The organism is Bacillota bacterium, from assembly GCA_030019365.1.
Classification (GTDB): Bacteria; Bacillota; Sulfobacillia; order JACIYH01; family JACIYH01; genus JACIYH01.
In genome coordinates, this window is record JASEFA010000010.1 from 51,215 (window position 1) to 77,833 (window position 26,619).

Genomic DNA, 26,619 nt, shown 5'->3' on the forward strand with positions numbered 1-26,619 from the left:
GGCAAAGAAAAAGCCGCACGCTAACCTTGCCGATCGCATCGTACCATTGTGACACTATTCCTGTCAACGGCCCCGCGCCTGCCTGCACCGGGCCAGACCCCGCACCCGCCGCGTACCTGCCAGGCCTGCACTGCCAGCCCCGCAGCCGCCGGCTCGGCAGCCGGGCCACCTGCAACCTTTGTCGGGGGAGCGTCGTCTACCTTCGGGAGCGGGCGGCAACGCTCAATAACCTGGAGGGATGGACGATGAAGCACCCGACGCGCGCAGGAATCCCCGCCAGTCAGAGGAGCTGCGCCCTACAAGCCTCCTCCACTAGCTGCGGGTCGGGCCGGATCGGAATGCAGGGCACGAACCGCAGTGAGACTCTGCGTACAGTTCTCGTTCATCGAATTCAGTTGTGCCTGAGAGAACGTCCTCGGGGATGCTGATGTGAACCGCACCCGTGCGGCCAGAGGTGGCATAGCGAAATGCAGATCTGAACACCCGGGGCAGCATTTCCCGGGTACCCGGGCGCAAGGAACCGATCCGTAACCCCTACTACCGCCAAGCTCCCGAATGCGGGAAGGGATCACAGGCTGACCGCTGCACCTTGAAAACGTGATAGCGTCGCCTGGAGCCGTGAGATGGAATGTGAGCCCGGAAACCCGCGACCGGCGGAGCGGGTTTCCGGGGGGCCGGCTGCGTGCAGCCGGCAGGTACCGCCCCTCGGGGTGTGGTAACGGTTACCGGGGGTGGTGAAAGTGGGGCGCCCCACCTTCTACCGGCAGCGCATCCGCACTGAGGCAGCCTCGGTGGAGGCCAAGACGCTCCTGGCCTTCCTCACCAGCGAGATTCGGGCCAGGCGGGAGATCTCCCTGGAGGAAGCCGAGATGGTGGCCCGGGACACCCTCGACTTCATCGAAGGACACCTGCTCTCCCGCGGCCTGGGCCAGATCGAGCTCCCCGCCATAGCGGGCCGGTCGAGCTTCATGCGGCGGGGACGGTCCGGGCAGCCCGAGAAGCTGGTGACCATCACCGTGTTCTCCGATGACGACGCCGAGCTCATGGCCGACTTCGGGGTGGCGGTGATGGTGCTGGGGAGGATGGCTCGGGCCATCGAGGAGGCCTGGGAGCAGGACGCCCTCCTGGACGAAAAGAGGCTGTGCCTGCTCTGGCCTCTCAGCCACAAGGGCATCCGGGAGAGGCTGTCCAGACTCTGGGACCAGGGCTGCCTGCTGCCGCTGGCGGGGATGAGCAGGAAGATGCGGGAGAGGCTCACCACGCCGCGGGCGGTGCTGGCCGTGGACCGCTACCTGCGGGGGGACGACCCGGCCACCATCCGGCGGGAGCTGGCGGTGTCGCGGCACCTGCTCAGCAAGTGGTACCTGGAGTTCCAGTACGCGGTGGCCCTGTCCGACCGGCCCGCAGACGAGATCGCGGAAGCGATCGGCGAGCCCCCCGAGGTGGTGGCGGGCTGGCTGGGACTCTGGGCCCGCTACCGGGACAGCCAAGACGGTGCCCGGGAGAGGGTGCCCAAAAAGGGCGTGCTGCCTCCGCCCAAGGCACCCCCGGGGCAGGAGCGGGAAGCCTTCTTAGCCCTGCTGAGGCAGCGGCACGGTTACACCCCCGCCTCCTCGGAGCGGTTCTGCCAGGAGATCAGCGACCTCGCCTACCGCATCTCCCGCCGGCACCGGGCCTCGGGCCAGGTGGTGTACTTCGGGGTCTCAAGTGCGGAGCCCCCGGGGAAGAGCCTGCGCGATTGCACCCTCCGGGAGGTCATCCTGGACTACGTCACCCCGGAGGACTGGGCCCTGGTGAACCGGGAGAGTCCCCAGGCGCTCAAGTGGGCGCGGCTGGAGCGCCTTGCCACCTCCGCCTACGCCCAGGGCGTGGCCCTGTCGCTGGCCGACCTCGGCTTCCTGCTGGGGCTGTCGACCGACGCAGTGGCCGACTGCATGAAGGAGCACCCCAAGGTGGTACTGCCCATCCGGGGCCGGGTGGCCGACATGGGCCCCACGCTGTCGCACGCGGAGAAGATCATCCGGCTGTTCATGGACGGGTACACGGAGACGGACATCGTGCGCCGCACCGGGCACAGCTACGAGAGCATCGAGCGGTACCTGATCGACTTTGCCCGCGTGACCTACTGCCTGGACCTCGGGATGCCCGTACCCGCGGTGAGAATGGCGGTGGGCAGGTCGCGCAGGCTGGTGGAAAAGTACGCGGCCCTCTACCGGGAGTTCACGGCCACGGACGACTACATCTTCCGCATGGCCAGGATCCGCCGGATGGCCGAGGCCCACCCCCCGGAGAAAAAGGGGGCCCCCAAGGAGGAGATACAGTGACCCGAGAGCGGAAGGGGAGCGAAAGGTACGCGACCCTTCCCGCAAGGGACCTTCTGCCAGTCCAGGTGTCCCACCTCAGGGCGCGGTTCGAGCTGGCTCCCCAGTCGTACCTCGCGGAAGCCGTGGCCCGGATGACCAACGAGGCCATGGAGGCCTGGGAGAAGCAGCACGGGATCGAGCGGGTCAGGCCGGGCGAGATGCTCGTCACCTACCAGGGCAAGAACGTGAGGCTGCCCCTGCTTGATCCCGGGACCATCTCCCGCCTCGGGGAGCTCAGGGTGGAGGCGGTGAAGCGTCAGATCGAGCACCTGGAACTCGAGCGGCTGCAGGCGGAAAACCCCGCCGCCACCGTGCAGGACGTGTGGCAACTCCTGGACCAGGGCGAACTGGCCAGACAGCGGGGAGCCAAGGGCCAGGGCTTCCTCCCCGAGGAACCCATCTCCGCCGACCAGTTGCCTCAGGTGCCCAGGAGGCCGGAGCCCGCCGACCCGCCCAGGGAGGTCCTCACCCTCCTGGTCAGCAAGCTCGAGTCGGACTACGGGTGCAAGCCCGCCCAGGCCGAGGGGCTGGTCAGGACGGCGGCCGAGATCCGGGCGTGGTGCTGCCCGGAGGTGTCGGAGCTACAGCCCGGGCAGGTGGTGTGGCTGGCCCACGGTACCCACCGCAGCCGGCGTACCGACCCACGCCTGTTCGTCCCCGTGGTGCTCACGCTGCTCACCCCCGAGGAGATGGAGCACCCGCCGTCGAGCAGGGCGGAACTGAAGCGGCTCAAGATGAGGCAGCTCGAGCGCATCACGGCCGAGGCGTGGCGGCAGGACGGAGTGCTCACCACCGTGGACCTGGAGTGGATACTGCACATCAGCCCGGGGCTCATCCGCGAGCTCCTGGAAGCGTACCAGGAGCGGTTCGGGGTGCTGCTACCCACCGCCGGCACCGTGCTGGACATGGGCAGGACGCTGACGCACAAAACGATCGTGGTCGAGATGGCCCTGCAGGGTCTTTCCACCACCGAGATCGCGCGCAGGATCTACCATGCCCCCTCCTCGGTGGACGCCTACCTGCGCCTGTTCGACCGGGTGCTGATGCTGGTGTACTACCGCGTCCCCGAAAAGGCCATGCACCGTATCACCGGCACCAGCCCCGCTCTCGTGAAGGAGCACCTGGAACTGGCGAAGAAACACTTCCCCGACCCCGACGCCATCAAGAACTACCTGGTCAGCCGCGGCATCAAGGTCGAGGAACTGGCTTCGGGAGTTTAGCTGTAATCCTCAATTGCCGCGGGTTCCGACGCCGCCACCTCCGGGAGCCGAGCGGCCCCGGCAGCCAGATCCGCGACGCGTTGGCGGAGGGTATCCGCGGGGTAACCGACACTCACCCCCAACACCCGGATATGTGGGGCAACGAGGTGCATCCCGAGAGCCAGGCCGGCTTGCGTCCCCCCCGACCCGGACGCCACCACAACGAGGTCCAACTCAAGGCCCGTGGCTCGCGCCTGCTCGACCAGTTCGGTTGCTCCCAGCACATAGCCCAGCACGCCTACCGAACTGGCACCGCCCACGGGAATCAGGTACGGCCGTCGTCCCCGGCGACGGAGGTCTCCGGCCACCTGCTCCAGGCACTGGTCGGGGTCGGCTTCTCCCACGTACTGCACCGCGGTAACGATGACGTCCGCGCGGCTTCGGGGCACTCTCGAGGATTCCTGACCGAAGGCCCGCAGCTATATCTCGAGGCTCCCTGCTGCACGATGGTGACCAGGAACTTGCCGCAGATGTCGCCCTCCAGGATGATGATGTCTACCCCTTCGTGATAACGAGGCGCGTTGAGCAACTTCTTGAAGCGCTTTTCGCTACCGTGCACATCGCACGCGAACAGTAGCCTGGTCAACGAAACAGCCCCCTACGGTATCTTTCACTCGGGCGGAATCTCCTGGTACGCCTTGGGCATGTTTATGCCCCGGCCCAGATTGTGGTGATACATGGCGATCCAGAGCAAGACGGGCACCACGAGATACATGGTGTTACCCAAGATCGCGAAGGTGCCACCGTCGCGCAGTTCGCCGTAGACAAATGGGCTCAGCGCCACATGGAAAGCCGGGGAAACCAGCCCGAGCGCAGTGATGGTGGGGACCCGGCCGAGCCGCCAGTTGCCGGAGGTCAGGTAAAGCTCTGGTGCAGCGTACGGTGCCACCACGCCAGGGAAGTGGGGATGAGGCAGGAGCCCGACGTTCACGGACCCCCCTGCCCGCCCAACCGATCATCAGGCGGAACAGAATAGCACCGAGCCCACCCACCACGCCCGTGGCGAGCGCGAGGGAAATGAGCAGCGAGAACTCACCTAGCGGCGAAGAAAAAGGATCCCACCGAGACCTCCGCGTGCTGCGAATGTTGCTCACCTCACTCAGTACCCACGGTATTCCGTCCGGGGCGCGAACGAAACCCCGGCTGGGCCAGGACCTCCAGCGGTTTGCTGGCCTCTCCCCAGTAGATGCTCACGTGTGGGAAGGGGATTTCGATGCCTTCCTCGTCGAAGCGCTTCTTGATCCGCCTGCGAAGCTCCCGTCCCACCTCCCATTGCTTGAGGGGCAGGGTGGTTATCATCGCCTTGATGACCACTGCCGAGTCAGCAAAGTCGTCTACACCGAGCACCTCAAGAGGCCTCAGGATCAGCGGGCCGTAACGGGGATCACGGGCCAGCTCTTCTCCTATCGACTGCAGCACCTCCATGACACGGTCAACGTCCTCCTTGTAGGCAACCCCCACGTCTATGACGTAACGCGACCAGTCCTTGGTCATGTTGCTTACGGACTGAATGTTACCGTTCGGTATAACATGGACGACCCCGGCCAAGTCGCGGAGGACAATGGTCCGCAAGTTTATGGCCTCTACGAGGCCACTGGTACCGTTGATGCTGACCACGTCCCCCACTCTCACCTGATCCTCCAATAGCAGGAAGAAGCCGCTGATCAGGTCTCTCACCAGGTTCTGCGCTCCGAACCCGATGGCCAGGCCGCCTATGCCTGCTGCCGCCAGCAGCGGTCCGATTTCCACTCCCAATTCGGGGAGGGCGGTTACCAACGCCAGGGCCACGATTACCACGGTCGCCCCGTTGCGGGCGATGCTCATGAACGTTTTCAACCGGCGCTGCCTCTCTCCGGGCGGCTCCCCCGGCCGGGGCTCACCTGCCAGCAAGCGCTCAAGCCGGCCGAAGACAGGACGCAGGCTCCTGATGGCCAGCCAGCTGACCACCACGATTCCCAACAGACGCACGCCGGAATTGAGAACCCAATCTACCAGGCGATCGGCCACGGCATACCCTGGTCCGGACGGCCCGCCTTCCCCCCGCTGACCCGGGGGCGGCCTCCTCCGACCAGATTCTCCTCCTCTCTCCGCCAGGTCTAGCCACCGTCAAGGGCAAGCCGGCATGACCGGAAGAACCTCTAGCCGGCAGCACCGGTTACTAGCATAATACAGCCGGCGTACCAAGGCAAAGCAATCCAGCCGCAGTGGCAGCGGTTCATCCTGGCAGCGGATCGCATAGAAGCCGCGTACACGCCTCCAGGAACGGGGCCACATCCTCCGGCCCTCCGAGACGGTAGCGGGCAGCAGTCGGCCCCCGCCCCACCTTTATGGTAACGCCGCGGACGGCCAGTTCCGAGAATGCGTCCTCGTCGGTGAAGTCGTCACCCACGTAGATGGGGAGGGACCCGTTCCCACCAATTGCCGCCCTGCGTAATCTCCAGCAACCAGATCACCGCCTGGCCTTTGTCCCAGGCCACGTTGGGTCGGAGTTCCAGCACATCGTGGCCGGGCTGCAAGCGAAGGAGGCGGACGGATCGGGCCACCTTGCTCACGAGCTGGAACACCCCCGGGCGGTGCGCGCTACTGACCTGACGATAGTGCACCGCTACCGAAATGCCTTTGTCCTCGACCAGGCACCCCGGTACAGACGCCAGCTCCCGGTACAGGGCGTGTCGGGCTGCGCCACCGTAGGCAAGAAAGCATCCAGGTTCACCGGGTACTGGGTGCACCCTTCCGCCCCCGGCTCCTGTCGTACCCCGTTTTCGGCCCCGCCCTGGCAGCCATGACTACCGCACGGCGACTCCCCGTCGGTACCTTCTTGGGATTGGCCTCAGCCCTGCCGGTCATCGCGTGGATGGCACGCTTTCGGCACCTGGTGGCGCCTGCCCGGCGGGCGCGGGCTGTGGCTCTGGTCATGACCGTGGCCAACCTGCCCCTTTATGGGTTAACCGCAGCCGGGATGCAACTGGGCTGGAAAGCGATGTTACTCACGGCCACGGCCTTCTTGCTTCTCCCCGTGGCCTGCACTGTAGCAGGTCCTCACCAGGGAAGAGCAGGTGGGGCGCGGGCCATGGCCGGTTTCCCGACTGTGGCTTCACCCGCCCCGCCAGCCCCGCCGGGGTCACCCTCGGGTTCCCCGTGGCTGCTGGTGCCGCTGATACTCGCCATCTACCTGATCGGGGTGGATCCCTTCCACGTTGCCGTGAGATGCCAGGCCATACCAATGAGCTCAAAGCAGCCCAGTTAGTTGTTCTTCCGCAACCCCTGCTCGATCCAGAATGCTCTTCAAAGTCTTCGGCTTCAGCACGCGGCTTCCGTGGACCGGAACAGTGACCAGCAGACCTCCGCCCGGAGGCTCAAGGTAGTGGTGGCTGCCACGAACGTGCACCAGCCTAAACCCGCCCCGCTGTAACCCCGAGTTCGACAGTTGAGAGGCACATGTGGGAACGCTGGCGAGAGTAGAACCCAGTAGTGGTGCGGGTTTCGGGGCGCTCGCCCCTGTCGGAAACAGCCAAGTGCGTAGTTACACGCGGCAGCTTTCCAGTGCTTGACACGCCTGACATACACGTGCTAGAATGTGGGCATGTACATACGAACGACAGCCCGCAAGAATAGGGACGGCACGGTTGCCCGGTACGTACAACTGGCCCACAACTACCGGGACCCCGCAGACGGTAAGTGCAAGGCGCGCATCCTGTACAACTTCGGCCGCGAGGAAGAGGTGGACAAGGAGGCCCTCCGCCGGCTGGCCAGGAGTATCGCCCGGTTCCTGGGCCCCGAAGACGAACTGGGGCTGCGTCCCGAACTGGACGGCAGGCATGGCATCCGGTTCATATCCTCGCGGCCCATGGGCGGGGCGTACCTGCTCGACCAGTTGTGGACCCGGCTTGGCATCAAGGAGGCCCTGGCCGGCCTGCTCAGGAAGCGCCGGTTCGATGCCCCGGTGGAGCGCGCCCTGTTCGCCATGGTCGCCTCGCGTGCTTTGGCTCCCATGAGCAAGCTGGCGGTGGAGGAATGGGTTTCTCAGGAGGTGTTCATCCCGGGGCTGCCGGAGGTAGCGGTGCAGCACCTGTACCGTGCCATGGACTTTATGCTGGAGTCCCGTGAGGCGATAGAGCGTGAAGTATTCCATCAGGTGGCGGATCTGTTGAACCTGGAAGTTGATCTCCTTTACTTCGACACCACCAGCACCTACTTCGAGACGGAGCAGGAGGACGGATTCCGACGGAGAGGGCATTCGAAAGATCACCGGCCCGACCTGCCCCAGATCGTGGTGGGGTTTGCGGTCACCAGGGAGGGCATCCCGGTGAGGTCCTGGTGCTGGCCCGGCAACACGGCGGACATGTCCGTGGTGTCCCAGGTGAAGCAGGACCTGATCGGCTGGAAGCTGGGCCGGGTCATAACGGTGCTGGACCGGGGGTTCGTATCGGAGGAGAACCTGCGCCAGTTGCAGCGTGCCGGCGGGCACTACATCGTGGGTGAGAAGATGCGGGGCTCCGATCGGGCGGAGGAGGCCATGGCGCGGCAGGGCCGGTACAAGAAGGTCAAGGATAGCCTGGAGGTCAAGGAGATCGTGGTGGGCGACGGGGAGGCGCGGGTGCGGTACGTGCTGGTGCGCAACCCCGAGGAGGCCGAACGGGACAGGTTGCGGAGGGAGCAGATTCTGAAGGACCTGCGCGAAGCGCTGGCGCAACTCAAGGGCTCAGGGCACACCAAGCGGTGCTGCGAACTGGCCTCCCATCCCCTGTACGGCCGCTACCTGAGGGTCCTCAAGGATGGCCGGCTCAAAATCAACATGGAAGTAGTGCGCGAGGATGAGAAGCTGGACGGCAAATTCCTGGTGAGGACCTCCGACGATACCCTGAGCCCGGAGGATGTCGCCCTGGGGTACAAGCGGCTCATCGAGGTGGAGGATGCCTTCCGCTGCTTGAAGCACACCCTCGACCTGCGCCCCATCTACCACCGCCTGGAGGATCGCATCAGGTCTCACGTTCTTCTGTGCTGGCTTGCGCTGCTGCTGATCCGGGTGGCGGAGACGAGGGTGGGACAGACGTGGCCGGCCCTCAGGCGGTCTCTTGAGGCGATGCATCTTGGCGAGTTCGCCGGACCCGGAGGACGGGTCCTGCAGCGTACAGAGACCACTGCCGCTCAGCAGCGTATCTTCCAGAGTCTGAAGGTGAAGGAACCGCCGCCAGTACTCCTGGTGGAGCCCAAAACCTGACAAATGTAGTTACACGCGGAGAAATTCCCAGCTCGTAAACCCTTCAGCGAAGCCAATCTACACCTCATGCCTTCCTACAAACTGTCGAAGGCCGGCTGGTTGGAGGAGGGCTGTGGTTGCTGCTTTTGCTGGGCGCATGCCGTCAGCAGCAGGGCGACCGTTAACATCACCGCCAGGAAACCAAGTCTCTGGATTCGGATTCCGCTCACGTTCACTCTCTCCTTTCCGCTGGTGTTTGTGGGTCAACCGGCTACGAGGCTCCTGGCCGCCACCAGCTGACACCCCTCAGGATCGCTCGGCGCTCATCACACGCACCCTATCTCCTGGCCGGTAACACCTCCTCTCACCCTTACCTAATCACAGAGAGCACCGAACTGCAGGCGGACCGGCCCGCCCTCATGTGGGCGCCTAGCTGGACCCCCGCACTCCGCATCTGTGCACGTAGGTCATGTGTTCCCACAACATCAATCTCGTACGTCCCTGCGCCGAAGCGAACGCCATAAGCCGATTCCGCGTGGGCTTCATCAATATACCCGTCAATCACGTCTTCTTTCACCCGCCACGGGTCGCGTTCAAGCGGAACCCCGTAGCCGCCACCGCCGCCGGACTCTACTCTGACTACGTCTCCCCTCTTAAGCTTCATTCCGTTGACCTTGAGGACTCGCTTCTCTCCCGAGGTCGATGGGTTGATGGCTACGATCGGGGGCTTGCCGGCCTGGCCGCCGAGAATTCCCCATGCGGGAGTCTTGGATCGCTCCCACCACAGGTACACACTTACCTCGTCGCAGTGTATCTGGTACTCCCTGATAACTCCGTTGCCGCCTCTGAACTTTCCCGGGCCACCGCTATTGGGGCGAATCGCGTAGCGGGTCACGGTTATGGGGTACTTGGACTCCATCACCTCGACCGGAAGGTTCTTGAAGTCTCCGCTAACATTATTAATCACGGCGTTCTCCCCGTCCCCCCCGTTGAAAGCCCCCCAGCCACCCACGGTGGCCTCCACCGTAAGGAACGGCGCCCCATCGCGCGGGTCAACCCCGGCAAAGTTGATGCACATCGAATCGCCGTAGTGTGCCGCTGCTCCGCGATCGGGAATAACGGGAGCCAGAGCCTTGATAATCAAATCTATTAGTAGACCCAAGTGGGAGAAGTACCATTGCACCGCGGCGGGTTCCTCCGCGGCAAAAATCGACCGAGGAGACGCTTTCACGGTCAACGCACGGAAGTTTCCACCGTTCACGGGTGACCGGGGACTGATCAATGCCTTGTAGGCAACCCGGCAGGCGGAGACTGTCTGCGGGAAGCCACAATTGGTGGCCCCTTTTGTCTGCGGACTAGAGCCTTCCAGATCAATAGTCATATCACTGCCGCTTATGATCACTTTGACGTGGACTTTGACAGGCTCGTCAGTCTGACCGTCATTGTCCAGGAACCCCTCGGCCTCGTAGATACCGTCGGGAATCGCGGTGATCACGTCCCGGTCGAGACGTTCTGACTGCGCAAAAATATCTTCGATCGCAGCACGAACGGTTTCCAGGCCGAACCGCGCGACGATCTCCTTGTATCGCTTCTCACCAGTTAAGCATGCAGATATCTGCGCATTCATGTCGCCTTCGGCCGCCTCGTGGAATCGGCTATTCCTTACTATGAGATCCACAATGTCAACCCGAAGGCGTCCTCGTTCAATGATCTTGGTGGGGCCTAGACGAATACCTTCCTGGTAGATTTCGGTGCTATCGGTGGATTCTCCCGGATCCTTGGAACCAACATCCAGCCAGTGAGCCCGGTTGGCAGAGAAGCCAATAAGCTGTCCATCCAGGAAAATGGGGGCGAAGACCGTGACGTCGTTCAGGTGGGTCCCTGTCATGTAGGCGTCATTCATGATCAGGATGTCGCCCTCCTGGAAGAAGTCAAGGCCGTACAGGTCAATGGTCTTCCTGATGCATTCCTCCAGGTTACCAAGAAAGATGGGCAGTCCCGCCGACTGGCCGAGCATCTCAGCTTTCTCGTTGAAGATTCCCACGCTGCAGTCCTTCATCTCGTAAATGACCGGGCTGAAGGCGCTGCGGAACAGGCTCGCGTTCATGTCCTCGGCCGCTGACTGCAGCGCGTTACGGATGATTTCCACCGTAACCGGGTTCACACGAGGCATATCGCCCATTTCCTACTCCTCCCCCATGGCGCTGATCACCATGCTCCCGAAGCGGTCGACCTCAACCCGGTAGCCCGGCGGCACCACCGTAGTCGCGGTGAGCTCCTCGATGATCGCCGGCCCTTCAAAAAGCTGTCCCGGTCGCAGAGCGTCCCTCACGAATATCCTGGTGGGCAAACGCCGGCCCTCGAATATGATGGGAGCTACCCTCCTGGGTTTCGGCTCTCCTTTACAGAGCTCCATGGCGAGAGCCTTGACTCCCGTGGAGAGTTTTCCTACGCCTACCACCCGAAGGTTGACGATTTCGACGGCGCCTTTCGAATTGCTGTGACCATAAATTTGCTGATGCCTGTCATGGAAGAAGGCCGTCAGGGAAGTCAACGTGTCCGGGTTCAACTGGCCGCCGGGCACCGGGACATTCACCGTGTACTCCTGCCCGACGTACCGCATGTCCGCGGTTCTTACAAACGTCATCCGATCAGCGGTTATTCTCTGCCGCCTCAGAACGTCGCCCACTCTAACCTCCATCAGACTGTATAGGGACTCCATCGTCGAAGTGTCGGCCTCCCGGACAGGCTGGACAAAAGTTCGAACTTCGTCATGCCTGATGTCGCTCTGGAGCATCCCCCAGGCGGAGAAGGCACCGGGGAACCTTGGTACCAAGATGTTTTTGATATCAAGGAGTCGGGCAATAAAAACGGCGTGCATCGGTCCGGCTCCACCGAAAGCCGCCAGAGTGAATTCCCGTGGGTCGATACCTTTGCGAATAGTGATGGTACGTATGGCATCCGCCATTTTTGCATTGACCACGTCGCAAATCCCCTCGGCGGCCTGTTCGACGGTGAGGCCGAGTTGTGCAGCTATTGACGCTACAGCCTCTTGCGCCTTGTCCTGGAAGAGTCGCATGTTACCGCCCAGGAAGTGCTCTGGATCAATCCGCCCCAACACCACGTTGGCGTCGGTCACGGTCGGGAGCGTGCCGCCCCTGCCATAGCACGCAGGCCCGGGCTGAGCACCAGCGCTCTGAGGTCCGACCCGTAGGCCACCTCCCTCAATCCAGGCAATAGAGCCGCCCCCAGCTCCGATGGTGTGAATGTTAACCATTGGGGTCAACACCGGGAAACCCTGCAGACTTGTCTCATTCGTGACGTCTACGTGACAGTTGACCACCATGGTTACGTCGAAACTTGTACCACCCATGTCCACGCCGATCAGGTTGTTGACTCCCATCTCTCTTGCCAGCGAGGCACCACCAACAGCACCCCCCACGGGACCAGAAAGCAGGGTTTGGATTGGATGTGCTTTGGCGACTTCTGCCGTCATTACCCCGCCATTGGAGCGCATGATATAAAGCGGTTCCTCCATACCCCCGCTTCCCACCTCGCCTTCAAGGCGGGTTAGGTATTCTTCCACAATGGGAGCGATGTAAGCATTGAGTATAGTGGTACTCGTCCTCTCGTATTCCCGCCATTCTCTCGCAACCTCGTGGGAAATGGAGACCGAGATCTCGGGCAACTCCTCTTTCAGGACATCCCGGATAAGATTCTCGTGGACTGGGCTCTTATAGGCGTGCAGTAAAACGACAGCTACAGAATCGTATCCACCAGCCTTAATCTTCACGGCCAAGTCCCGCACGCCAGCCTCATCGAGGGGAATAGCCACCGTTCCATCGAAAAGGACTCGCTCCCTTACCTCGAAAACATCCCGCCGCTTAACCAGCGGCTCGGGCTTCCTGTACTGGATGTTGTACATGTCAGGCCGGTTTCCCCGCGCAATTTCGTATACGTCCCGGAAACCCTCGGTTGTGATTAGTGCTACCCGTGCTCCCTTGCGCTCCAGGAAGGCATTCAGGCCAGCCGTAGTACCGTGAACGCAAAAACCGATAGCCGCAAAATCCTTCACCAGGTGAACCAGCCCCTCAAGAACGCCGATGGAAAGGTCCTTGGGGGTGGTTGAGACCTTCCCCGTGCTATACTCTCCGGTTAGTTCGTCGTACAGGACGAAATCAGTGAAGGTACCGCCAATGTCCATGGCCACGCGGAACCGCTTCACTGGATTGACTCCCCCCTCTTTCTGAGTTCAATCATCGTCAGGTCTGGGGATAGTGGGTCGTTCCCATGCTCCGGACCGTGGCATTCAGAATATCTTCGGAGTGCTGACGGCGATGATTCTCACAGGCTTGTCAGTACGGTTCTCCCAGTTGTGCGGAATTGTAGAACAGAGGTGAATGGAATCTCCCGGTCCAAGTTCGAACTCCTTATCCTCCACCAACACCGTGAGGCTACCTTCAAGAACTAGAGCGAATTCCTCCCCGGGGTGACTGTAAGGCTCGGCTCTGGAGTGGGCTGGGAGGAGAGTAGTTAGAAGGGGCTCCAATACCCTGCCGGGAAAGCCTGCGGCAAGACTGCTGAATATGCGGTCCTCGCTGGTCTCCATCCGGAATTCGCTGCGTTCTCCTGCCCGAGTAATCCGTACTCCGTTCGCAGCAAGACTCGGAGGGGTGAAGAAGTAAGAGAGCTGGACGCCCAGAGCCTCCGCAATCTTCTGCAGGGACGTGATGGTAAGAGATGCTATCCCCCGCTCGGCCTCAGAAATGTAGCTCTTGGAAAGACCGGTCTTGGAACTTAGATCTTCTAAAGTCAGCCTTCTTTCTTGCCTCAGCTCCCTGATCCTTTGACCGATTTCCTGCATTCTTGACCTCCTAAGAAACCAAGGATTCCCCGTGCCCATGACACGTTACGACGATATTCGCCGTGAGGGAACACTTTTCCTCCTGTGCGGAAATGCCCGCGGGGATTTTCTTGGCTGGAGCTACCCCAGTTCCCTCCGCTCAGCGGTACATCTTGTCAGTCTCTCACTCCCTGCGGCGGTTACAACCACCTCATCTTCAATCCGTACACCCCCGACTCCAGGTAGGTATACACCTGGCTCTATCGTTCCGACCATGCCGGGCTCAAGCTCCTGACGGTTTCCCTCCACGAAACTCGGCTCCTCGTGAATTGCCAGGCCCAGCCCATGTCCAGTCCGATGATTGAAATACGAACCAAACCCTCGCTCTTCGATGGCTCTACGAGCCGCACGATCTACCTCCTCCATGGTGATCCCCGGCCCCACCACATCCATCGCTGCGTCATGGGCAGCCAGAACCGCATCATAGATCAGCGAAAGGTCCTCTGGCCAGGGACCAACGCAAAAGGTCCTGGTGATGTCGGAGAGGTAACCACGGTAGGCAGCGCCGAAGTCAATCAGAACCAGGTCACCGGCCCTGATCGCTCTATCTCCGGTCCGGCCATGGGGGAGCGCTGACCGGACTCCAGAGAGGACAATCGTTTCAAAGGCAGGCCCGTCAGCCCCGAATGACCTCATCGTCTCATCGAGGAGGTGGGCGATCTCCCTCTCGGTGACTCCCGGCCGGATGAATTGGCAAACCAAGTCAAGGGCTTTGCAGGCGATGTCGGCCGCCCGCTGCATGAGTTCCAGTTCATCTTGTCCCTTGATTACCCTAAGCTGGTTCAACAGACGACTCAGATCCAATGTCCTGGCAGGCTTGAGGGCTTCCACAACACCCTCGTACATTTCAAGGGTGATACTGGCTTTTTCTACCGCCAGGGACCCCTCCATCACCCTCGAGGCTCGGGCAGCTCCGGCCAGAACTTCGTAGGGATTCTCTCCGTCCTTCCAGCCGCGAATGTCGCTCACCCAAGCAACTCCGGCAGCTTCGACGTCCAGGGTCGGCACAACGAGGGCAGGCCGACCCGACTTTGGCACGAGGAGCCCTGTGAAGCGTTCGTGCGGGTTAGTCCGCCAACCTGTCAGGTAATAAAGGTTGACTGGATCCGTGATCAACCCGGCCCGTATGTCTTCTTGAGCAAGCTTGCGCTGCAGGTGGCTGTACCGCTTCTCGAATACAGATTTATCCATCATTGTCTCCCCCAGGCGTTTCGTCTTCAACCCGCTCCAAACGAGTTACCGTAACCCTTTCTGCTCCCTGCCGCCAGACACGATACCCCACCTCTCGAAGCAAGTTCCAAGACGAGGTGTCCACCTGCGCAAACACATTGACGGGTTGATGCCCCCGGTGGTCACGGATCAGTTCGGCTCCGTAGTAAACCCCCAGCGCCTCAGCTCCGGTCGAAGGGTAAAGCCCCTCCCACTCTCGCCAATAGACTACGTTCCCCACGCTGCTCGTGATGGTTTGGTTCTCCCGAGGGGGCCTGCGTCCGAAGTCAACCGCCCAGTTGACCTCTCGCCCGCACCAGCGGGTGTGCACCGCTTCCGAAGTAATCGGCAATTGCCTCCAGACAACCTCACAGGTTTGCGGAGCTTCATCTTCCAGGAGAGTGGCCGTTACTTCGCCACCGCGTTCGAAACTGATCTTAATCCTCCTTGGCACGGGTGCTCCTCCTGTCTTCGTGTCTTGCTCGGTTAGTCAGCGGTCTCTCGCCCTTCCGTACACAACCAGCCACCATCGGCCTCGATGGGCACACGTTACCGGTTCACCAAGCCCGCACGCACCGGGCGTGCAGGTCGTGGACAAGTAGGAGTGCCCCGAGGGTTCCGCCCCGAGGATGACCTGCTCACCACCATCCCCCAGAGAACCTCGGCTATCCTGACATCTAGCACGGACGCACCCGCTCCAGGTCTCAGTTCGCAGGGTTCTTGCCAGTTCACGGCCCCAGGGATCCTAGTCTTGGGCGCAGTGGTCCTACTCTTTCCACTCGCTATCATCACCACCTCCCCTGCTTCCGCCCCTTCACAGCGATCCGTCTATTCCATCAGATGGTCATCCGCCTGTCAGATACGTATTCGCTCTCAACGAACGTCCTTCCTCCTGTGCGAATTAATCGGCTCCTACTTGCGTGGTCTCACCCTCACCGGTCCTCCGGAATGGCGCTGGTCGACCGCGCGTTCTCCCAGCTCGTCCAGGGGCGCTCGTGGCGCCGCCTTGCGGACGCCATCGTGGACGTCTCCCTTTGCACGATCCAACGCTAGCTGCGCCCAATCCGACTCCTGGTCCCCACCGTGACCGAGGTGCTCTCCAGGTACATCAGGCGGCTCGATCCCGGACTTGACCTCGACGCCCTGGTGCACCCCATCACCGGGGACGGCCACAAACTTCTCGAGGTGACCATCACCGCCCTGTGGGTGGCCTGCCGGCGCGTCAATCCTGACCTGTCATTGCCCGCCGGTGCACCTCAACGCAACTCACCAGCCTGTGGGTGTGATGCCCGCAGGCAGAGGAAGCCCACCCTTCTGCCATCCACATGCTGCCGGATTCCCAGCCAGCGGCTCCGCGGGGACAGGTCGCCTCGGTCGCAGTGGCTCCGCTGCCAAAAGTAGGAACCCAACCGTCCTGCGGAACCCGCCGTGCCGGCGCTCGGCCCCGCACAATCCGCAGTTCCCTGCCGCAGGCTCCCGGTGGTAGGCTCCACGCTGGGAAGCGCCAAGCGGTAGCCAAGGAGTGCAGGGTCGAAGTGGGGCTGTTTCACCACTGCTGCATCCCCGGACTGTTGCAGAGGCAGCTTCCCCGCGGCGAACAGACCTGCATCCTGGAGTGTCTGGCAGGCCAGGAGTGGGAACTGCCACGCGGGGAGTGGGCGAGCCTTTCGGTCTCCACCCTCAAGTCCCGGCTGGCCCGGCACCGGAAGGGTGGATTCGAACCCCTCGACCCCAGGTGCCGGGAGGACCACCATCCCCCCTGAACCCAACTTCGACAGCGGGCTTGAAATGAAGCGGGTCCGCAGGGGATCCCACGAAGATGCACTCTTTCACCTGGAACCTCTCCCGGTTCACCGCGTCAGGCAGGGTCACGCGGTCGGTCCTGTTGCCCTCGTACACCTCGTGGGCGATGGGAAGGCCTTCTTCGGTGACCAGAAGCCCCAGCAGGATCGCTGCCCGTCCACCGCACCACCGGCCACAACAGGGACACAGCCCTGCGTAACTTGCTCCACCAATTCCTTAACCCCTTCTGCCAGCTTAGCACTGTGCGAGACGAGGACCATGCTCACCAAGATATCACCCCCAACCGGGCGTACAAACCGTACCTACCTCGTCTCTCGCACCGCCGCTACTTGGGGATAAGACCAACCGTTGCGAATATTCGTCACATGCAGCTCCTTACCTGCTTCATCCATCGTCACGACGCCGCGCCCCAGGACCGGCGGGCCGCAGTCCCCAAGAAACCGGCGGTCGTGGCTTTCCGGGAGGCTGGCTACACAGGCAGCCGGCAATCACAAAGGCACGGTCACGGCGGCAGGAAAGGGACCTCCACACCACCCAAGCAGCACCACGTTATGCGGCGGGGGGCCACTCGTTCAGCAGGGCTCGGGCAGGCGGTGCGCGGGTAATGCCAACTCCCCGGCGTTGAATGTCTTATTGACCGCGGCCACGGACGCCCCGTTCGGAAAACACAAGACGATGCTACAGTGTGATCCCATACCACCTTCCTCCCTGCTCCCTGCTTTCGCGTATGCCGTTGTCAGACTGGTGACACCTCAAGTTTTCTCCCGCACCCGCCCGGTGCCGGCTAACGTCATCCCGCAAAACCTTCGCGTGCATCAACAGCCGGATCCGCAGTACCCTCGGCGGCGGCAGCCACAGCCAGGAGGCCAAGAGGCGGGTGTGGATTCTCCCGAACCATCAACGTCGCAGACGAAGGTGCCATGCGGGAAGTCAAGTGATCCGGAAAGGGCAAAGACCCGCTGAGCCACCGATCGGAACGAGTCCAGGTGGCGAGACAAGCAGCTCTTGCCCTTGCGCGAGCGGATTCGGATTCGGGGGCGGCTCCTCCCGGGACTAGCCTGCAGAGGTCTATGCTGATTAGATCGGCCTCGGGCGGCCAAGGTGCCTGTTCAGGCTTGCAGGGGGAGGGCGACCACACTTCTTAGCGGGGTCACAGCCCCAAAGCATTAACGGTCTCTTCCTCCCCCAATCCTCTCTCGGGCAAGGGCACCTTCGCGCCCAGGCCGTCGCGTTGCTGCTGCAACTGTCGGAGGGTCTGGAGAGCAACCTCTCGATGACGCTCGTCGGCCAGCCTGGTCAGGGGCGACCTGGCCAGGGGCTGCCCCCGCCAGGCCGGAGGATTGAACAACTCACCTCTCTTCATCATGGCCAACGATACATGGGCGAACTTGTTTCCCAGGGCCACGTTGATCTGACGGGGCTTGAGCCCCCGCTCGCTGAGAGCTTCTGCATAGGCCTGGAAGTAGGGGTTGTGACCTCCCAGGCATTTCCCTACCTGAGCCAGAACTCGCCTGAGATGCGCGTTGCCCTGGCGGCTTATGGGACCGTACACCGCCTTGCCCTCTCCCGACTGGTAAACAAGCGGGTTGGTGCCAGCCCGCTTTATGATTTGCCGCCCATCCCAGTATTGAGTCGGTGGCCCAATCTCGCCAATGTACTCGGCCGCAGTCACCACACCGATTCCCGGCATGGAAAGAAGCAGCACCCCAGGCGTCCGCACAAGCAGCCCAGCAATAGCACCGCGACGCCGCAATGCGAGCCAGGGGGAAAGTCCACGGCACTGGCAAAGCCCATTCCTCATCTATCAGGAAACGCATCATGCGGTCACCCGCACCTGTTCCTGGCCCACCACCTTGGCAGCATACGCAAGTACCGCGAGGATGTGCATCCGCACGGAGGCAGCGGGTGGAGGCTAAGACGCCGCTTGCCTGCCTCACGAGCGAGATCCGGGCCAGGCGGGAGATCTCCTTCGAGGAGGCGGAGATGGTGGCCCGGGACACCCTCGATGTCAGGATAATCGCCGCCACCAACCAGGATCTGCAACAGTTTACCCGGGAGGGCCGCTTCCGCCAGGACCTCTATTACCGGTTGAACGTGTTTACCATATGCGTTCCTCCCATGCGGCAGCGGCGGGAGGACATCCTTCCCCTCTTGCACTTCTTCCTTAATAAGTGCAACCAATCTTTTGGCACGAGGCGACAGCTGTCGCCGGACGCGGTCGCCCGTCTCCTCGATTACTCCTGGCCAGGAAACGTACGGGAGCTCAGGAACGTGCTGGAGCGCGCGGTACTCACCGCACGCGCTGATATGATCAGCGAGGGAGACCTTCCCGAATACATCCGTGCCCCGGAAGGCACGGGGGTAGCCCGCCGCGAAGGGATTGGCCTGCGCCAGGCGAAGGCCCGGCTCGGCGGGCGTGGTGGAGGAAGATCCCCAGTTCCCCGAGGAGGAGAAGGGTCCCGGGGTGCGCTACATCCTGTGCTACAACTCCGAGCGGGCCAAAGAGGACGCCTCCTCCAGACCTCGCATGCGCCCGCTTCGAGAACCGCCGACAATGAGCGCAAGGCCAGCGAGAGGAGTGGCGTTAGCTGGCTCGAGACGGCAAGCTCACATGGAACGAATCGGGCCCGGTCAAGCCGGCACCTCCCGAACCGGGGTGGAAACGCGAGGCCGCAGGACTGTCGCAAGTGCACCCACCACCAGGAACCAGAGGCCGGAAATGAGGACGGTCGGGCGGGCCCCAACCACATCAGGCAGGGCACCCAGCCCGAGAAAGGAAAGCACCATGGCCAGGATGAGGGCGAAGTTGTAGGCAGCGAGAACCCGCCCGCGATAGCGGTCGGGCACCACCTGCTGCAGGACGGCCAGCGAGGAGGAGCGGTATCCCACCCAGGCCATGCCCAGGCAGAAACGGCAGAACACAGACCACCAAAACCCCCCGAGCCAGCCCATCAGCACCACCGCCAGGCCCGACACCACGAGGGCCTGCGCCATCAACAGCCATTGGTCGGGCTGCGACTTCAGGGTGGCCAGCACTGCCGAGCCCACCACCATGCCCATGCCCATGGCCGAAAGCAGCAGGCCGGCCCCGGCGTCCCCCAGGCCCAGGTGCTGACGGCCGAACGCGTACACTACCAGGGGCGAAGCACCGGCCGCCAGCCAGACCAGAAGGTTCACGCCGGTGGCCAAGCTCACCCGCCGATCACTGAACATCCGGCGGAGCCCCTCCCGGAGGTCGCTCCAAGAGCCGCCCCCAACCCGCCTGGGCCCGTCGGGTGCACTCGCCCGTTCGGGGTGGCGGATGAACGCTAGCGCCAGGGCCGAGAGGCCAAAAGACCCCGAATCCAGTGCGAAAACAGCCCTGGGCCCCCAGGTAGCTGACACCCAACCCGAAAGAGCCGGGCCCACCACCCGGGCTACCTCCAGGTTCAGCAGAAGGAGTGCGTTGGCCGCCAGCAGCCTGCCTTCACCCGCCAGGCTTGGCACCAACGAGTTGCGAGCCGGCTCATAGAGCTGAGCCAGAAGCGCCGACACTGTGTAAACCAGATAGACGTGCCACGGCACCCGGGCCAGCATGAAGGCTAGCACCAGCAGTGCCCGCATCAGATCCACGACAATCATGAGGTTCCGCCGGGCGAAACGGTCAACCAGCACTCCCAGAGGAAGACTTACCAGCAGCGATGGCAGGAGCGCCAGGGCATACAGACGGGCGATGGGCAGACTCCGCGGTGTGAGGGCGTAAATGAACGCCATCAAGGCGAAGGAGGTCAGGCTGTCACCCACGCTTGACACCAGTCCACCACACCAGAGCAGCCCGAAATCTCGCTCTTTCAGTAATTCCAATCGCCCCCCGCGGGTGGAGACATGGTCCCTCATGATTCCTGCCCCCCCTTTGGTGATGGGCACCGCCCCTCTGGTTGCACTGATCGGTTTCCGCATCACCGCCATGGATCCGCACTCGCTGAATCGCACCATGCCCCGCGGGGCACCGGCAGATACCAGGAGGTAAGCTGTAAGTTCCGCCTCATGTCCTCGCGGATGAACGCGCGTACTCCGCGTCCGTATAAGCTCCCCGCCCGGCCGGCGCGTCCCCGCCGGGATACGCAATGGGAACCTGTCCCGCGCACGGGTGTGCCCCGACTTCCACCGTCACTGCCGCGGCAGCCACCTCACCTTCCATACTCCGTTCTCCTTTATGGAAGACCGCGGCTCCCGCTCAAAACTCCAAACCTGGCCGCTTGAGCGGTACCTGACCCGGTAGGTCACATATACCGCCGCATGTTCCCGGCTCATCATCTCATACCCGTGCACCGAGTACTCCAGCAACTCGTCGTCAGACCGCTCCATTTGGTCCGCATATCCCTTCAGGTTGACGTCATCCGGTACCAGGCCCAGACATCCGTAAGCCCGCACCCAGTCCCTGGCGCGCAGTGCATCAAGGTAGCGGAGCATCACAACATCAGGGGTCTCCCCCCGGGAGTCGCGCTCGAACCTGCCGTAGACCTCCTTCTTCACCACGCTCAGCTGTTGCTCGAGCCGCCCGGCCCTCGCTGTTACGGCGGCCAGTTCTTCCCTGATGGACATCAACTGCGCCTCCAGCTCAGCCACCCTGGACTGGAGTTCGCCTGCCTCCCGGCCCGCTTCCGCTGCTTGCTCTCTCCACCCTGAGCAACCCGCGAGCAGGACGGCAAGGAATGCAAGGCACACGATAGCCCGCGTTCTTGGCGCCAGGCAACCCAAGGCAGATCACCCCCACACCTTCATTGCCCGCAGCTAGCGCCGGGACGGCCAGGGAACCACCACCAGGTGGCACCCTTTGCCGCCGGACGGCGGCTCGTCCACAAACCTGCAGCATGCGCCCAATGCCGCAGTTCCGACACCGCCACCACCACAGTCGCCCAAGCCTCCCCTGCAGAACGCCCGGGCCGCGGCACAACGGGTGCCGCTCGATTGTCTTGCCTGGGCGGTGGCGGGGGCGGGCGAGAGCGCGGCTCGTGGGCTGAGATGACGTGAGCGGGGGAGAGGGGGTCGGGCGATAGGCCAGGCGGCCAAGGCACCCTCCTGGGCAGCTTCCATGATGCGGCGGGGTCGTGGAGCGTCAACCACCATGCTGCCTCGTAGCAAGTGACGGTATCAAAGCAGCATCGGACGGCCCGGACGTGTCTCTCCCACACCACTCGGTCAGAGGACGGCGGTTCGGGTCTTAGCCCTCGCCGTGAACGACATCTAAGAGCCACCACGTCACCACAGCAAACCAAGAGGCCAGAGGCCGGATGCCCCGATCAGGTCGCCCGCCCCCTGTTAGAGTTGTAGATCGGCTCGCCTATCCTGCTTCCTGCACAGGATGACCCTCTGCTCTGTACGACCCGAGGCCGAGAACTCCAGGACCTGCCATGCTCCTGCGGCTAGGGCGGCGATATCATGGTTGTGGTAGATCCAGAGCAGCAGCCCTTTCCGTGCCCGCCGCTGCCCAGCGGATGGCGCCGTCCGCCAGAACCTCATGGGGCCGTGCCCCCTGATCCTCCTCCCCGCCGAACGGACAGGGCAGGACACCGCCTATCCGGGTGATGCGCGTAAATCCCCTCACCACCGGCCTTGCCTCGAAGCGTCGTGCTCTCCTCGATGAGAGTCTTCACCCGAACTTTGCGACCAACCACTCCACAGCGTCGAGCAGGTCGGCAGCAACGTAGTCCGGTTCCACGTCAGCCCATGAGTGACGGAATTCGTTGAGCGATCCTTCGCCCAGACCAGTTCGCACCAAGATCTTGATAGCGCCAACCGCATTTGCTGCAACCATGTCGGTGGCCCCCGTATCGCCAATCACGGCTGTCCTGGTGAGGTCAAGCTCATGCTCCCGGGCCGCACGCAAAAGCAAACCCGGTAATGGCTTCCGGCAGCCACACCGAGACCGATCGGTGCCCAGCACCGCCACCCGGTCTTTGCCTGCCACCCCAACGTCAATGCCGGTGACCGTCGCCGTTGCCGTCAGCAACCACTGGACCTCGCGCCTGACCTCAAGTCTCGCGGACATGGGTGTCACTCCCTGGGAGTAACGCAGGCTCAACCCCTGATCGCCAGCGGCTGCGCCGGCCGGGCGAGATGGGCTACCGATTGCGTCCCAAGAACCTGAGTCCGCGTAGATAGTTTACACGGTCACACGGTGTTCCTGCGGGGGGAGGCGCAGGGGCGTTGGTTTTTGACCGACATCAAGAGGGCCAGCGGTCGCTTCTTCCGGTAGTCTGCCGGCCCCAGCTAGACTCCCCGAGGCGCTCCCAAATGTCAGCGGCGCAGGACCACGCTCTCACGCGAGCCGCCCCGAACGCCTGGATAGCGTTATGCGACGCAGCAGGCGGGCGTTAGGACGCCGGCGCACCGCCATCGTGGCGGGCCGAAAGGCAACTCGGGGTCGGATAAGGTGCCGCCTACGAAGCTTTCATCGCTTGCGCAAACAAGTGCAGCAACGCTGCCAGCGCCCCCGCCTCTCCTTCATGCTCCTATGGCTTCTGCCCCGGACGCCGGGCACAGGACGCCATCGCGGAGATTCACTACTTCACCACCCGGCGGTGGCCCAAGCCTTTACGGCGTTGGGGCCGGTAGGCAGGGATGTGGCGGCTCTGTGATTATGGGGGGAGACGCCGTATAGTCCGAGCCCGGGAAGTCTGTCTCAATGAAGATCAGTTGCCCACCGGGGTACACTCCGTTGTTAGTTACCTTGTAGTCGTCGTGGTTGTGGGCAATGTAGAACTGCGGGAAGAAGAGGTTGTCGGCAATTTGAGAACCGTAATTCCAGACCGCCCAGTTGTACGGCGGGATGAATGTCCCTTTCTTGAGGCCACCCATGAGAATGATGTTGGCCCAGAGATCGGCAGCACCTGGGAACGGGGGAATGAACGTACCGACTGCTTCAGCAGCTGCCGTTGCACTCGTCACTTGCTGTTTCAGGGAGGGGAAGCGGGCCTTGCCGCAGAAGATGTAGTCAGCATATAGCGACCTTTTGTCGTCAGCCGAATACAGAATGTCATAGCTCTCTCCCGAACCCACCAGGGTGGTGAAGTTCATCTCGTGAGCGGGGTTAGACATATCCGCGACCCTCGGGTTGGCGTCCTTACCAACAACCAGGCCATGCCACCCGTGGACGTGCCAGGGAACGGGCTGGTAGCTCAGATTGGCTAGACGGAGAAGGAACTTGTCGGGTAGCCGACCAAAGCGCGCTGGGGCGAAGGGGTTACTGCTCACCCCCGTAAACACCCTGACGTAGCTATCGTACCCAGGCGGAATGGTGTAACCGAAGCTGGGCACGAGATCCGGTGGCAGCGCGGTGGGCAGCAACGTGTCCGGAAAAGCGCGACCATTAACAAGCCAGTAGTTCGGCTTGTAATCCACTGCGTTGAAGCCGCCTCCTGTGAAAACTGCCTGGTGCCAGACCGAGTCAATATCCGACAGCAGAAGTACCCAATCGCTGTTGAAGAAGGTGTTGATGTCGTTGTAGGCAAAGTTCCTGTTCGTGGCCGTAGTCGGAATCTGTCGCTGCCATACGCCGCGGTAAGACCATCGCCCGGTCACGGGATCTTGAACAATATCTGCCCGGGCAAGACTCTCCCTCGACGGATAGACTATCAAGGACCCATACATACCCATCTGAACGTGCTCCGAGGCCTCCTCGTGACAGTGGTAGAAATATGTCCCGGGCTTTTCGGGCTTGAAGTAATAGGTGATGCTAATGCCGGGGTGGCCGGGAGGTGTAACTGGTACCCCAAAGGATGTCTCGGGAACACCATCGACCTGTGTGGCTACGTGACCACCGTGGATGTGAATCGTGTGGACGTCTAGGATTGGAGTCACTGCCTGGTACAACCCCAGGTTGACAAGGGTAAGGTACAACTCGTCCCCTATATCCATGTCTATCCTCGGAGAAGGAATAACCCCGGCACCTCTGAGGGTGTCGAGGTTGGCAGGCACGTTGATATCCAACTGCGGGTTCAAGATTCTTACCGGACCTATGGGTACACCCCTCTCAGTAATGGGCTGATCAGCAAAGAGTCCCCCAGCAAAGGCAAACACATACACGCGATCGCGGGGTGCAGTTCCTGTCGGATCCGTTGGCAGGTGAATGAAGCCGTCGGTCGCAAAAAGGTTGTAGAACAGCCGCCTGGGCATTTCGGTTCCCTCCCCAAGGTGTTCTATCGTCAACAACTTATGTCGCCCATCGTCAAAACGTGCTAGAACTAGATGCGGACTGAAGCCGAAGGTATCTAAAAGCCTGAGCTCCGCTGCAATTCCGGGTCTACATGGCCGATCGGATCACCAGCCGCGCATAAACCTTGAGGGTGTGGGACGCACTCCCATCGCCCGACACGACATTGCGGTACCGTACCCACCGGCACCGGGGACGACTCCAGCACCAGGCGGCCGCAATGGGCCACGAAGGATGCGGTGATTGGGGTTTGCCAGGATCACGGTCGTGCCCGCGGCCACGGCCCCTCTCACCTGCTCGGGGGAGAGGCCCTCTTCCTCAGCCACCCGGATCATCGCGCGGGAAATCATGCCCTGCTGAGGGCTCGCCCCCGCTTCTTCATCCCCCACTCGGGAACATTCCCCGCCCGGCCCCCGCGCTCTCTCTAGCGGACTCCGGTCTTCGCTCGCCTCCTCTTCATGAGTTCCACCACCAAGCGGTCGAGCTTCAGGCTTATCTCCTCGATCAGTTCGGGCAGTTCGGGTACTCCGAGCTTGTCCTTAAACCGGTACAGTTCCTGCCGCAACTCCTCTACTTGCCGCAGCAAGGTTTCTTCACTCTCGTCTTTCGCCACCGGGCTTGCCCTCCCCAGCAGGGACCGGGCGGGGAACACCTGCGGTTAAGCGGCTGCGCCCCGGCAGCCCAAAGGAGGGGCGCCACGGCCGCCGGCGGGAGCGGGTCTTGACCGGCAAGCCACAGCGCCCCAAAACTCGCGTCCCGGTCTCCGGTGGGCGGGCTCCCCGGGTCAAGGCGTAAGCACCCGCGAAGCCACCTGCACCAGAAACAGCAGCACACGCCCCGGACAAACCGGACCGCCGCATCACCCGTCTCCTCCGGTCGACGCCAGCGCCTGGCGCACCTGCTCGGGCATGTCATCCAGCACGAGCGCCACGTCCAGCTCAGGCGTGTCAGCGAGGGCAACCTCGACCTGCTCTACCGGTCGATTGCCGCTGTCGGCCAGAAGCCTAACAACCGGGCGCTCGCTGTTGCGGGGATCCTGCCTCACCACGACCGCAAGCTCGCCAGTGCTGAGCCTGACGAAGGTACCGTTGGGAAAGGCGGCAACGCGCAGAGCAAGACGGCGCACAAAGCGCTGGTCGAACTTACTCGCTGCCGCCCTCATGTGGCGGATCCCCTCCTGGGGCGGGACCTTGCGCCGGTACACCCGGTCGCTGGTCATGGCGCAGAACACGTCTGCCACAGCCACTATTTTGCCGATCTCGTGAATCTTGTCGCCACGGAGACGCCGCGGATAGCCGCTCCCGTCAAGCCGCTCGTGGTGCTCGAGAGCAGCGTGAGCCGAAACGTAGCTGAAGTCACGGCTCTGAGATATGATCTGGTATCCCAAAGTCGTGTGCAGCTTGACCCTCTCGAACTCCTGGGTGGTCAGTGACTCGCGCTTGTCCAGAATCTCCGTGGGAATCTTCACTTTCCCCACGTCGTGCAACAGCGCACCCGCACCGAGCTCCCGCAGGCGGGGCCGGTCGTATCCCGAGGCCAGCCCTATCACAATCGAAACCACCGCCACATCCACAGAGTGGACAAAGGTGTAGTCGTGATAGCTGCGCACGGCAGCAAGGGTGAAGGTAAGGTCGCCGGCAGTCCACAAATCATCAACAATTCTGTCTACTGCCTGGAAAAGTTTGCCC

26 protein-coding genes are annotated in these 26,619 nt (G+C 62.5%); 4 read left to right on the forward strand and 22 right to left on the reverse strand.

Going from position 1 to position 26,619, the window contains the following annotated elements; translation table 11 throughout:
* Positions 1–312: 312 nt before the first annotated feature.
* A complete protein-coding gene (locus QME70_12020; protein ID MDI6895301.1) occupies positions 313–516 on the reverse strand; it encodes a thiamine pyrophosphate-binding protein in 204 nt (67 codons plus the stop codon).
* Between the two features lie 218 nt (positions 517–734).
* Here QME70_12020 and QME70_12025 point away from each other — a divergent pair, with 218 nt between their 5' ends.
* Together QME70_12025 and QME70_12030 are read left to right on the forward strand one after the other, a co-directional pair.
* On the forward strand, positions 735–2,324 hold the full coding sequence (locus QME70_12025; protein ID MDI6895302.1) for a DUF1670 domain-containing protein: 1,590 nt from the start codon (positions 735–737) through the stop codon (positions 2,322–2,324).
* Positions 2,321–3,583: a DUF1670 domain-containing protein gene (locus QME70_12030; protein ID MDI6895303.1), complete on the forward strand. Its 1,263-nt coding sequence runs from the start codon at positions 2,321–2,323 to the stop codon at positions 3,581–3,583. The genes QME70_12025 and QME70_12030 overlap by 4 nt, the downstream gene beginning before the upstream one ends.
* Here the strand turns inward: QME70_12030 and QME70_12035 are convergent.
* The 6 genes from QME70_12035 to QME70_12060 form a co-directional block, all read right to left on the reverse strand.
* Positions 3,580–4,011 (reverse strand): pyridoxal-phosphate dependent enzyme, encoded by a 432-nt coding sequence (locus tag QME70_12035; protein MDI6895304.1) that lies wholly within the window; start codon positions 4,009–4,011, stop codon positions 3,580–3,582. The two genes, QME70_12030 and QME70_12035, sit on opposite strands and share 4 nt — an antisense overlap.
* 221 nt (positions 4,012–4,232) lie before the next feature.
* Positions 4,233–4,553, reverse strand: coding sequence for a hypothetical protein (locus QME70_12040; GenBank protein MDI6895305.1), 321 nt, complete (start codon positions 4,551–4,553; stop codon positions 4,233–4,235).
* 164 nt (positions 4,554–4,717) lie between these two features.
* Positions 4,718–5,629, reverse strand: a complete 912-nt coding sequence (locus QME70_12045; protein MDI6895306.1) for a mechanosensitive ion channel family protein — start codon at positions 5,627–5,629, stop codon at positions 4,718–4,720.
* A gap of 208 nt (positions 5,630–5,837) precedes the next feature.
* Positions 5,838–6,011 carry a hypothetical protein gene (locus tag QME70_12050; protein MDI6895307.1) on the reverse strand — a complete coding sequence of 58 codons (174 nt, stop codon included), beginning with the start codon at positions 6,009–6,011 and terminating at the stop codon, positions 5,838–5,840.
* Positions 6,004–6,351, reverse strand: a complete 348-nt coding sequence (locus tag QME70_12055; GenBank protein MDI6895308.1) for a trehalose-phosphatase — start codon at positions 6,349–6,351, stop codon at positions 6,004–6,006. Before QME70_12055 ends, QME70_12050 begins: the two co-directional genes overlap by 8 nt.
* 500 nt (positions 6,352–6,851) lie before the next feature.
* Positions 6,852–7,049: a type II toxin-antitoxin system HicA family toxin gene (locus QME70_12060; protein MDI6895309.1), complete on the reverse strand. Its 198-nt coding sequence runs from the start codon at positions 7,047–7,049 to the stop codon at positions 6,852–6,854.
* A 156-nt stretch (positions 7,050–7,205) separates the two neighbouring features.
* On the opposite strand from QME70_12060, the gene QME70_12065 reads away from it, so the two are divergent.
* Entirely contained in the window at positions 7,206–8,843 is a 1,638-nt protein-coding gene (locus QME70_12065; protein ID MDI6895310.1) for an IS1634 family transposase, read from the forward strand.
* Between the two features lie 74 nt (positions 8,844–8,917).
* Here QME70_12065 and QME70_12070 read toward each other — a convergent pair whose 3' ends face one another.
* From QME70_12070 to QME70_12095, 6 genes are all read right to left on the reverse strand, one after another.
* Positions 8,918–9,052 (reverse strand): hypothetical protein, encoded by a 135-nt coding sequence (locus tag QME70_12070; protein ID MDI6895311.1) that lies wholly within the window; start codon positions 9,050–9,052, stop codon positions 8,918–8,920.
* Between the two features lie 140 nt (positions 9,053–9,192).
* Positions 9,193–10,995 (reverse strand): hydantoinase B/oxoprolinase family protein, encoded by a 1,803-nt coding sequence (locus QME70_12075; protein ID MDI6895312.1) that lies wholly within the window; start codon positions 10,993–10,995, stop codon positions 9,193–9,195.
* A 12-nt stretch (positions 10,996–11,007) separates the two neighbouring features.
* Positions 11,008–13,047, reverse strand: a complete 2,040-nt coding sequence (locus tag QME70_12080) for a hydantoinase/oxoprolinase family protein (GenBank protein MDI6895313.1) — start codon at positions 13,045–13,047, stop codon at positions 11,008–11,010.
* An 84-nt stretch (positions 13,048–13,131) separates the two neighbouring features.
* Positions 13,132–13,686, reverse strand: coding sequence for a cupin domain-containing protein (locus tag QME70_12085; GenBank protein MDI6895314.1), 555 nt, complete (start codon positions 13,684–13,686; stop codon positions 13,132–13,134).
* 120 nt (positions 13,687–13,806) lie between these two features.
* Entirely contained in the window at positions 13,807–14,916 is a 1,110-nt protein-coding gene (locus QME70_12090; GenBank protein ID MDI6895315.1) for a Xaa-Pro peptidase family protein, read from the reverse strand.
* Positions 14,909–15,388, reverse strand: a complete 480-nt coding sequence (locus tag QME70_12095) for a DUF3830 family protein (GenBank protein ID MDI6895316.1) — start codon at positions 15,386–15,388, stop codon at positions 14,909–14,911. Before QME70_12095 ends, QME70_12090 begins: the two co-directional genes overlap by 8 nt.
* A gap of 1,081 nt (positions 15,389–16,469) precedes the next feature.
* Here QME70_12095 and QME70_12100 point away from each other — a divergent pair.
* A complete protein-coding gene (locus QME70_12100; GenBank protein MDI6895317.1) occupies positions 16,470–16,697 on the forward strand; it encodes a hypothetical protein in 228 nt (75 codons plus the stop codon).
* A gap of 105 nt (positions 16,698–16,802) precedes the next feature.
* Here the strand turns inward: QME70_12100 and QME70_12105 are convergent, their stop codons facing one another.
* The 9 genes from QME70_12105 to QME70_12145 all read right to left on the reverse strand — a co-directional run.
* Positions 16,803–16,997, reverse strand: coding sequence for a hypothetical protein (locus QME70_12105; protein MDI6895318.1), 195 nt, complete (start codon positions 16,995–16,997; stop codon positions 16,803–16,805).
* Between the two features lie 890 nt (positions 16,998–17,887).
* Complete coding sequence (locus QME70_12110) at positions 17,888–18,427, reverse strand: IS110 family transposase (GenBank protein MDI6895319.1); 540 nt, start codon at positions 18,425–18,427, stop codon at positions 17,888–17,890.
* 941 nt (positions 18,428–19,368) lie between these two features.
* Positions 19,369–20,613 (reverse strand): MFS transporter, encoded by a 1,245-nt coding sequence (locus tag QME70_12115; GenBank protein ID MDI6895320.1) that lies wholly within the window; start codon positions 20,611–20,613, stop codon positions 19,369–19,371.
* A gap of 273 nt (positions 20,614–20,886) precedes the next feature.
* Positions 20,887–21,321, reverse strand: a complete 435-nt coding sequence (locus QME70_12120; GenBank protein MDI6895321.1) for a hypothetical protein — start codon at positions 21,319–21,321, stop codon at positions 20,887–20,889.
* Positions 21,322–22,369: 1,048 nt separating this feature from the next.
* Positions 22,370–22,768 carry an HAD hydrolase-like protein gene (locus QME70_12125; GenBank protein ID MDI6895322.1) on the reverse strand — a complete coding sequence of 133 codons (399 nt, stop codon included), beginning with the start codon at positions 22,766–22,768 and terminating at the stop codon, positions 22,370–22,372.
* A 545-nt stretch (positions 22,769–23,313) separates the two neighbouring features.
* Positions 23,314–24,894 (reverse strand): multicopper oxidase domain-containing protein, encoded by a 1,581-nt coding sequence (locus QME70_12130; protein MDI6895323.1) that lies wholly within the window; start codon positions 24,892–24,894, stop codon positions 23,314–23,316.
* A 144-nt stretch (positions 24,895–25,038) separates the two neighbouring features.
* Complete coding sequence (locus QME70_12135) at positions 25,039–25,281, reverse strand: hypothetical protein (GenBank protein MDI6895324.1); 243 nt, start codon at positions 25,279–25,281, stop codon at positions 25,039–25,041.
* A 74-nt stretch (positions 25,282–25,355) separates the two neighbouring features.
* The gene (locus QME70_12140; GenBank protein MDI6895325.1) at positions 25,356–25,544 is read right to left on the reverse strand and encodes a hypothetical protein; all 189 of its coding nucleotides are present in this window, start codon (positions 25,542–25,544) and stop codon (positions 25,356–25,358) included.
* Between the two features lie 246 nt (positions 25,545–25,790).
* A partial coding sequence (locus QME70_12145; GenBank protein ID MDI6895326.1) for an HD-GYP domain-containing protein occupies positions 25,791–26,619 on the reverse strand: 829 nt, incomplete at its 5' end.

Bases quoted from the DNA above. Each gene is read 5' to 3' on its own strand.
- QME70_12065 (MDI6895310.1), top strand. From the start codon at position 7,206: ATGTACATACGAACGACAGCCCGCAAGAATAGGGACGGCACGGTTGCC.
- QME70_12075 (MDI6895312.1), bottom strand. From the start codon at position 10,995: ATGCCTCGTGTGAACCCGGTTACGGTGGAAATCATCCGTAACGCGCTG.
- QME70_12085 (MDI6895314.1), bottom strand. From the start codon at position 13,686: ATGCAGGAAATCGGTCAAAGGATCAGGGAGCTGAGGCAAGAAAGAAGG.
- QME70_12090 (MDI6895315.1), bottom strand. From the start codon at position 14,916: ATGGATAAATCTGTATTCGAGAAGCGGTACAGCCACCTGCAGCGCAAG.
- QME70_12105 (MDI6895318.1), bottom strand. From the start codon at position 16,997: ATGGTCCTCGTCTCGCACAGTGCTAAGCTGGCAGAAGGGGTTAAGGAA.
- QME70_12110 (MDI6895319.1), bottom strand. From the start codon at position 18,427: ATGCCGGGAATCGGTGTGGTGACTGCGGCCGAGTACATTGGCGAGATT.
- QME70_12115 (MDI6895320.1), bottom strand. From the start codon at position 20,613: ATGAGGGACCATGTCTCCACCCGCGGGGGGCGATTGGAATTACTGAAA.
- QME70_12120 (MDI6895321.1), bottom strand. From the start codon at position 21,321: ATGTCCATCAGGGAAGAACTGGCCGCCGTAACAGCGAGGGCCGGGCGG.
- QME70_12125 (MDI6895322.1), bottom strand. From the start codon at position 22,768: ATGTCCGCGAGACTTGAGGTCAGGCGCGAGGTCCAGTGGTTGCTGACG.
- QME70_12130 (MDI6895323.1), bottom strand. From the start codon at position 24,894: ATGCCCAGGCGGCTGTTCTACAACCTTTTTGCGACCGACGGCTTCATT.
- QME70_12135 (MDI6895324.1), bottom strand. From the start codon at position 25,281: ATGATTTCCCGCGCGATGATCCGGGTGGCTGAGGAAGAGGGCCTCTCC.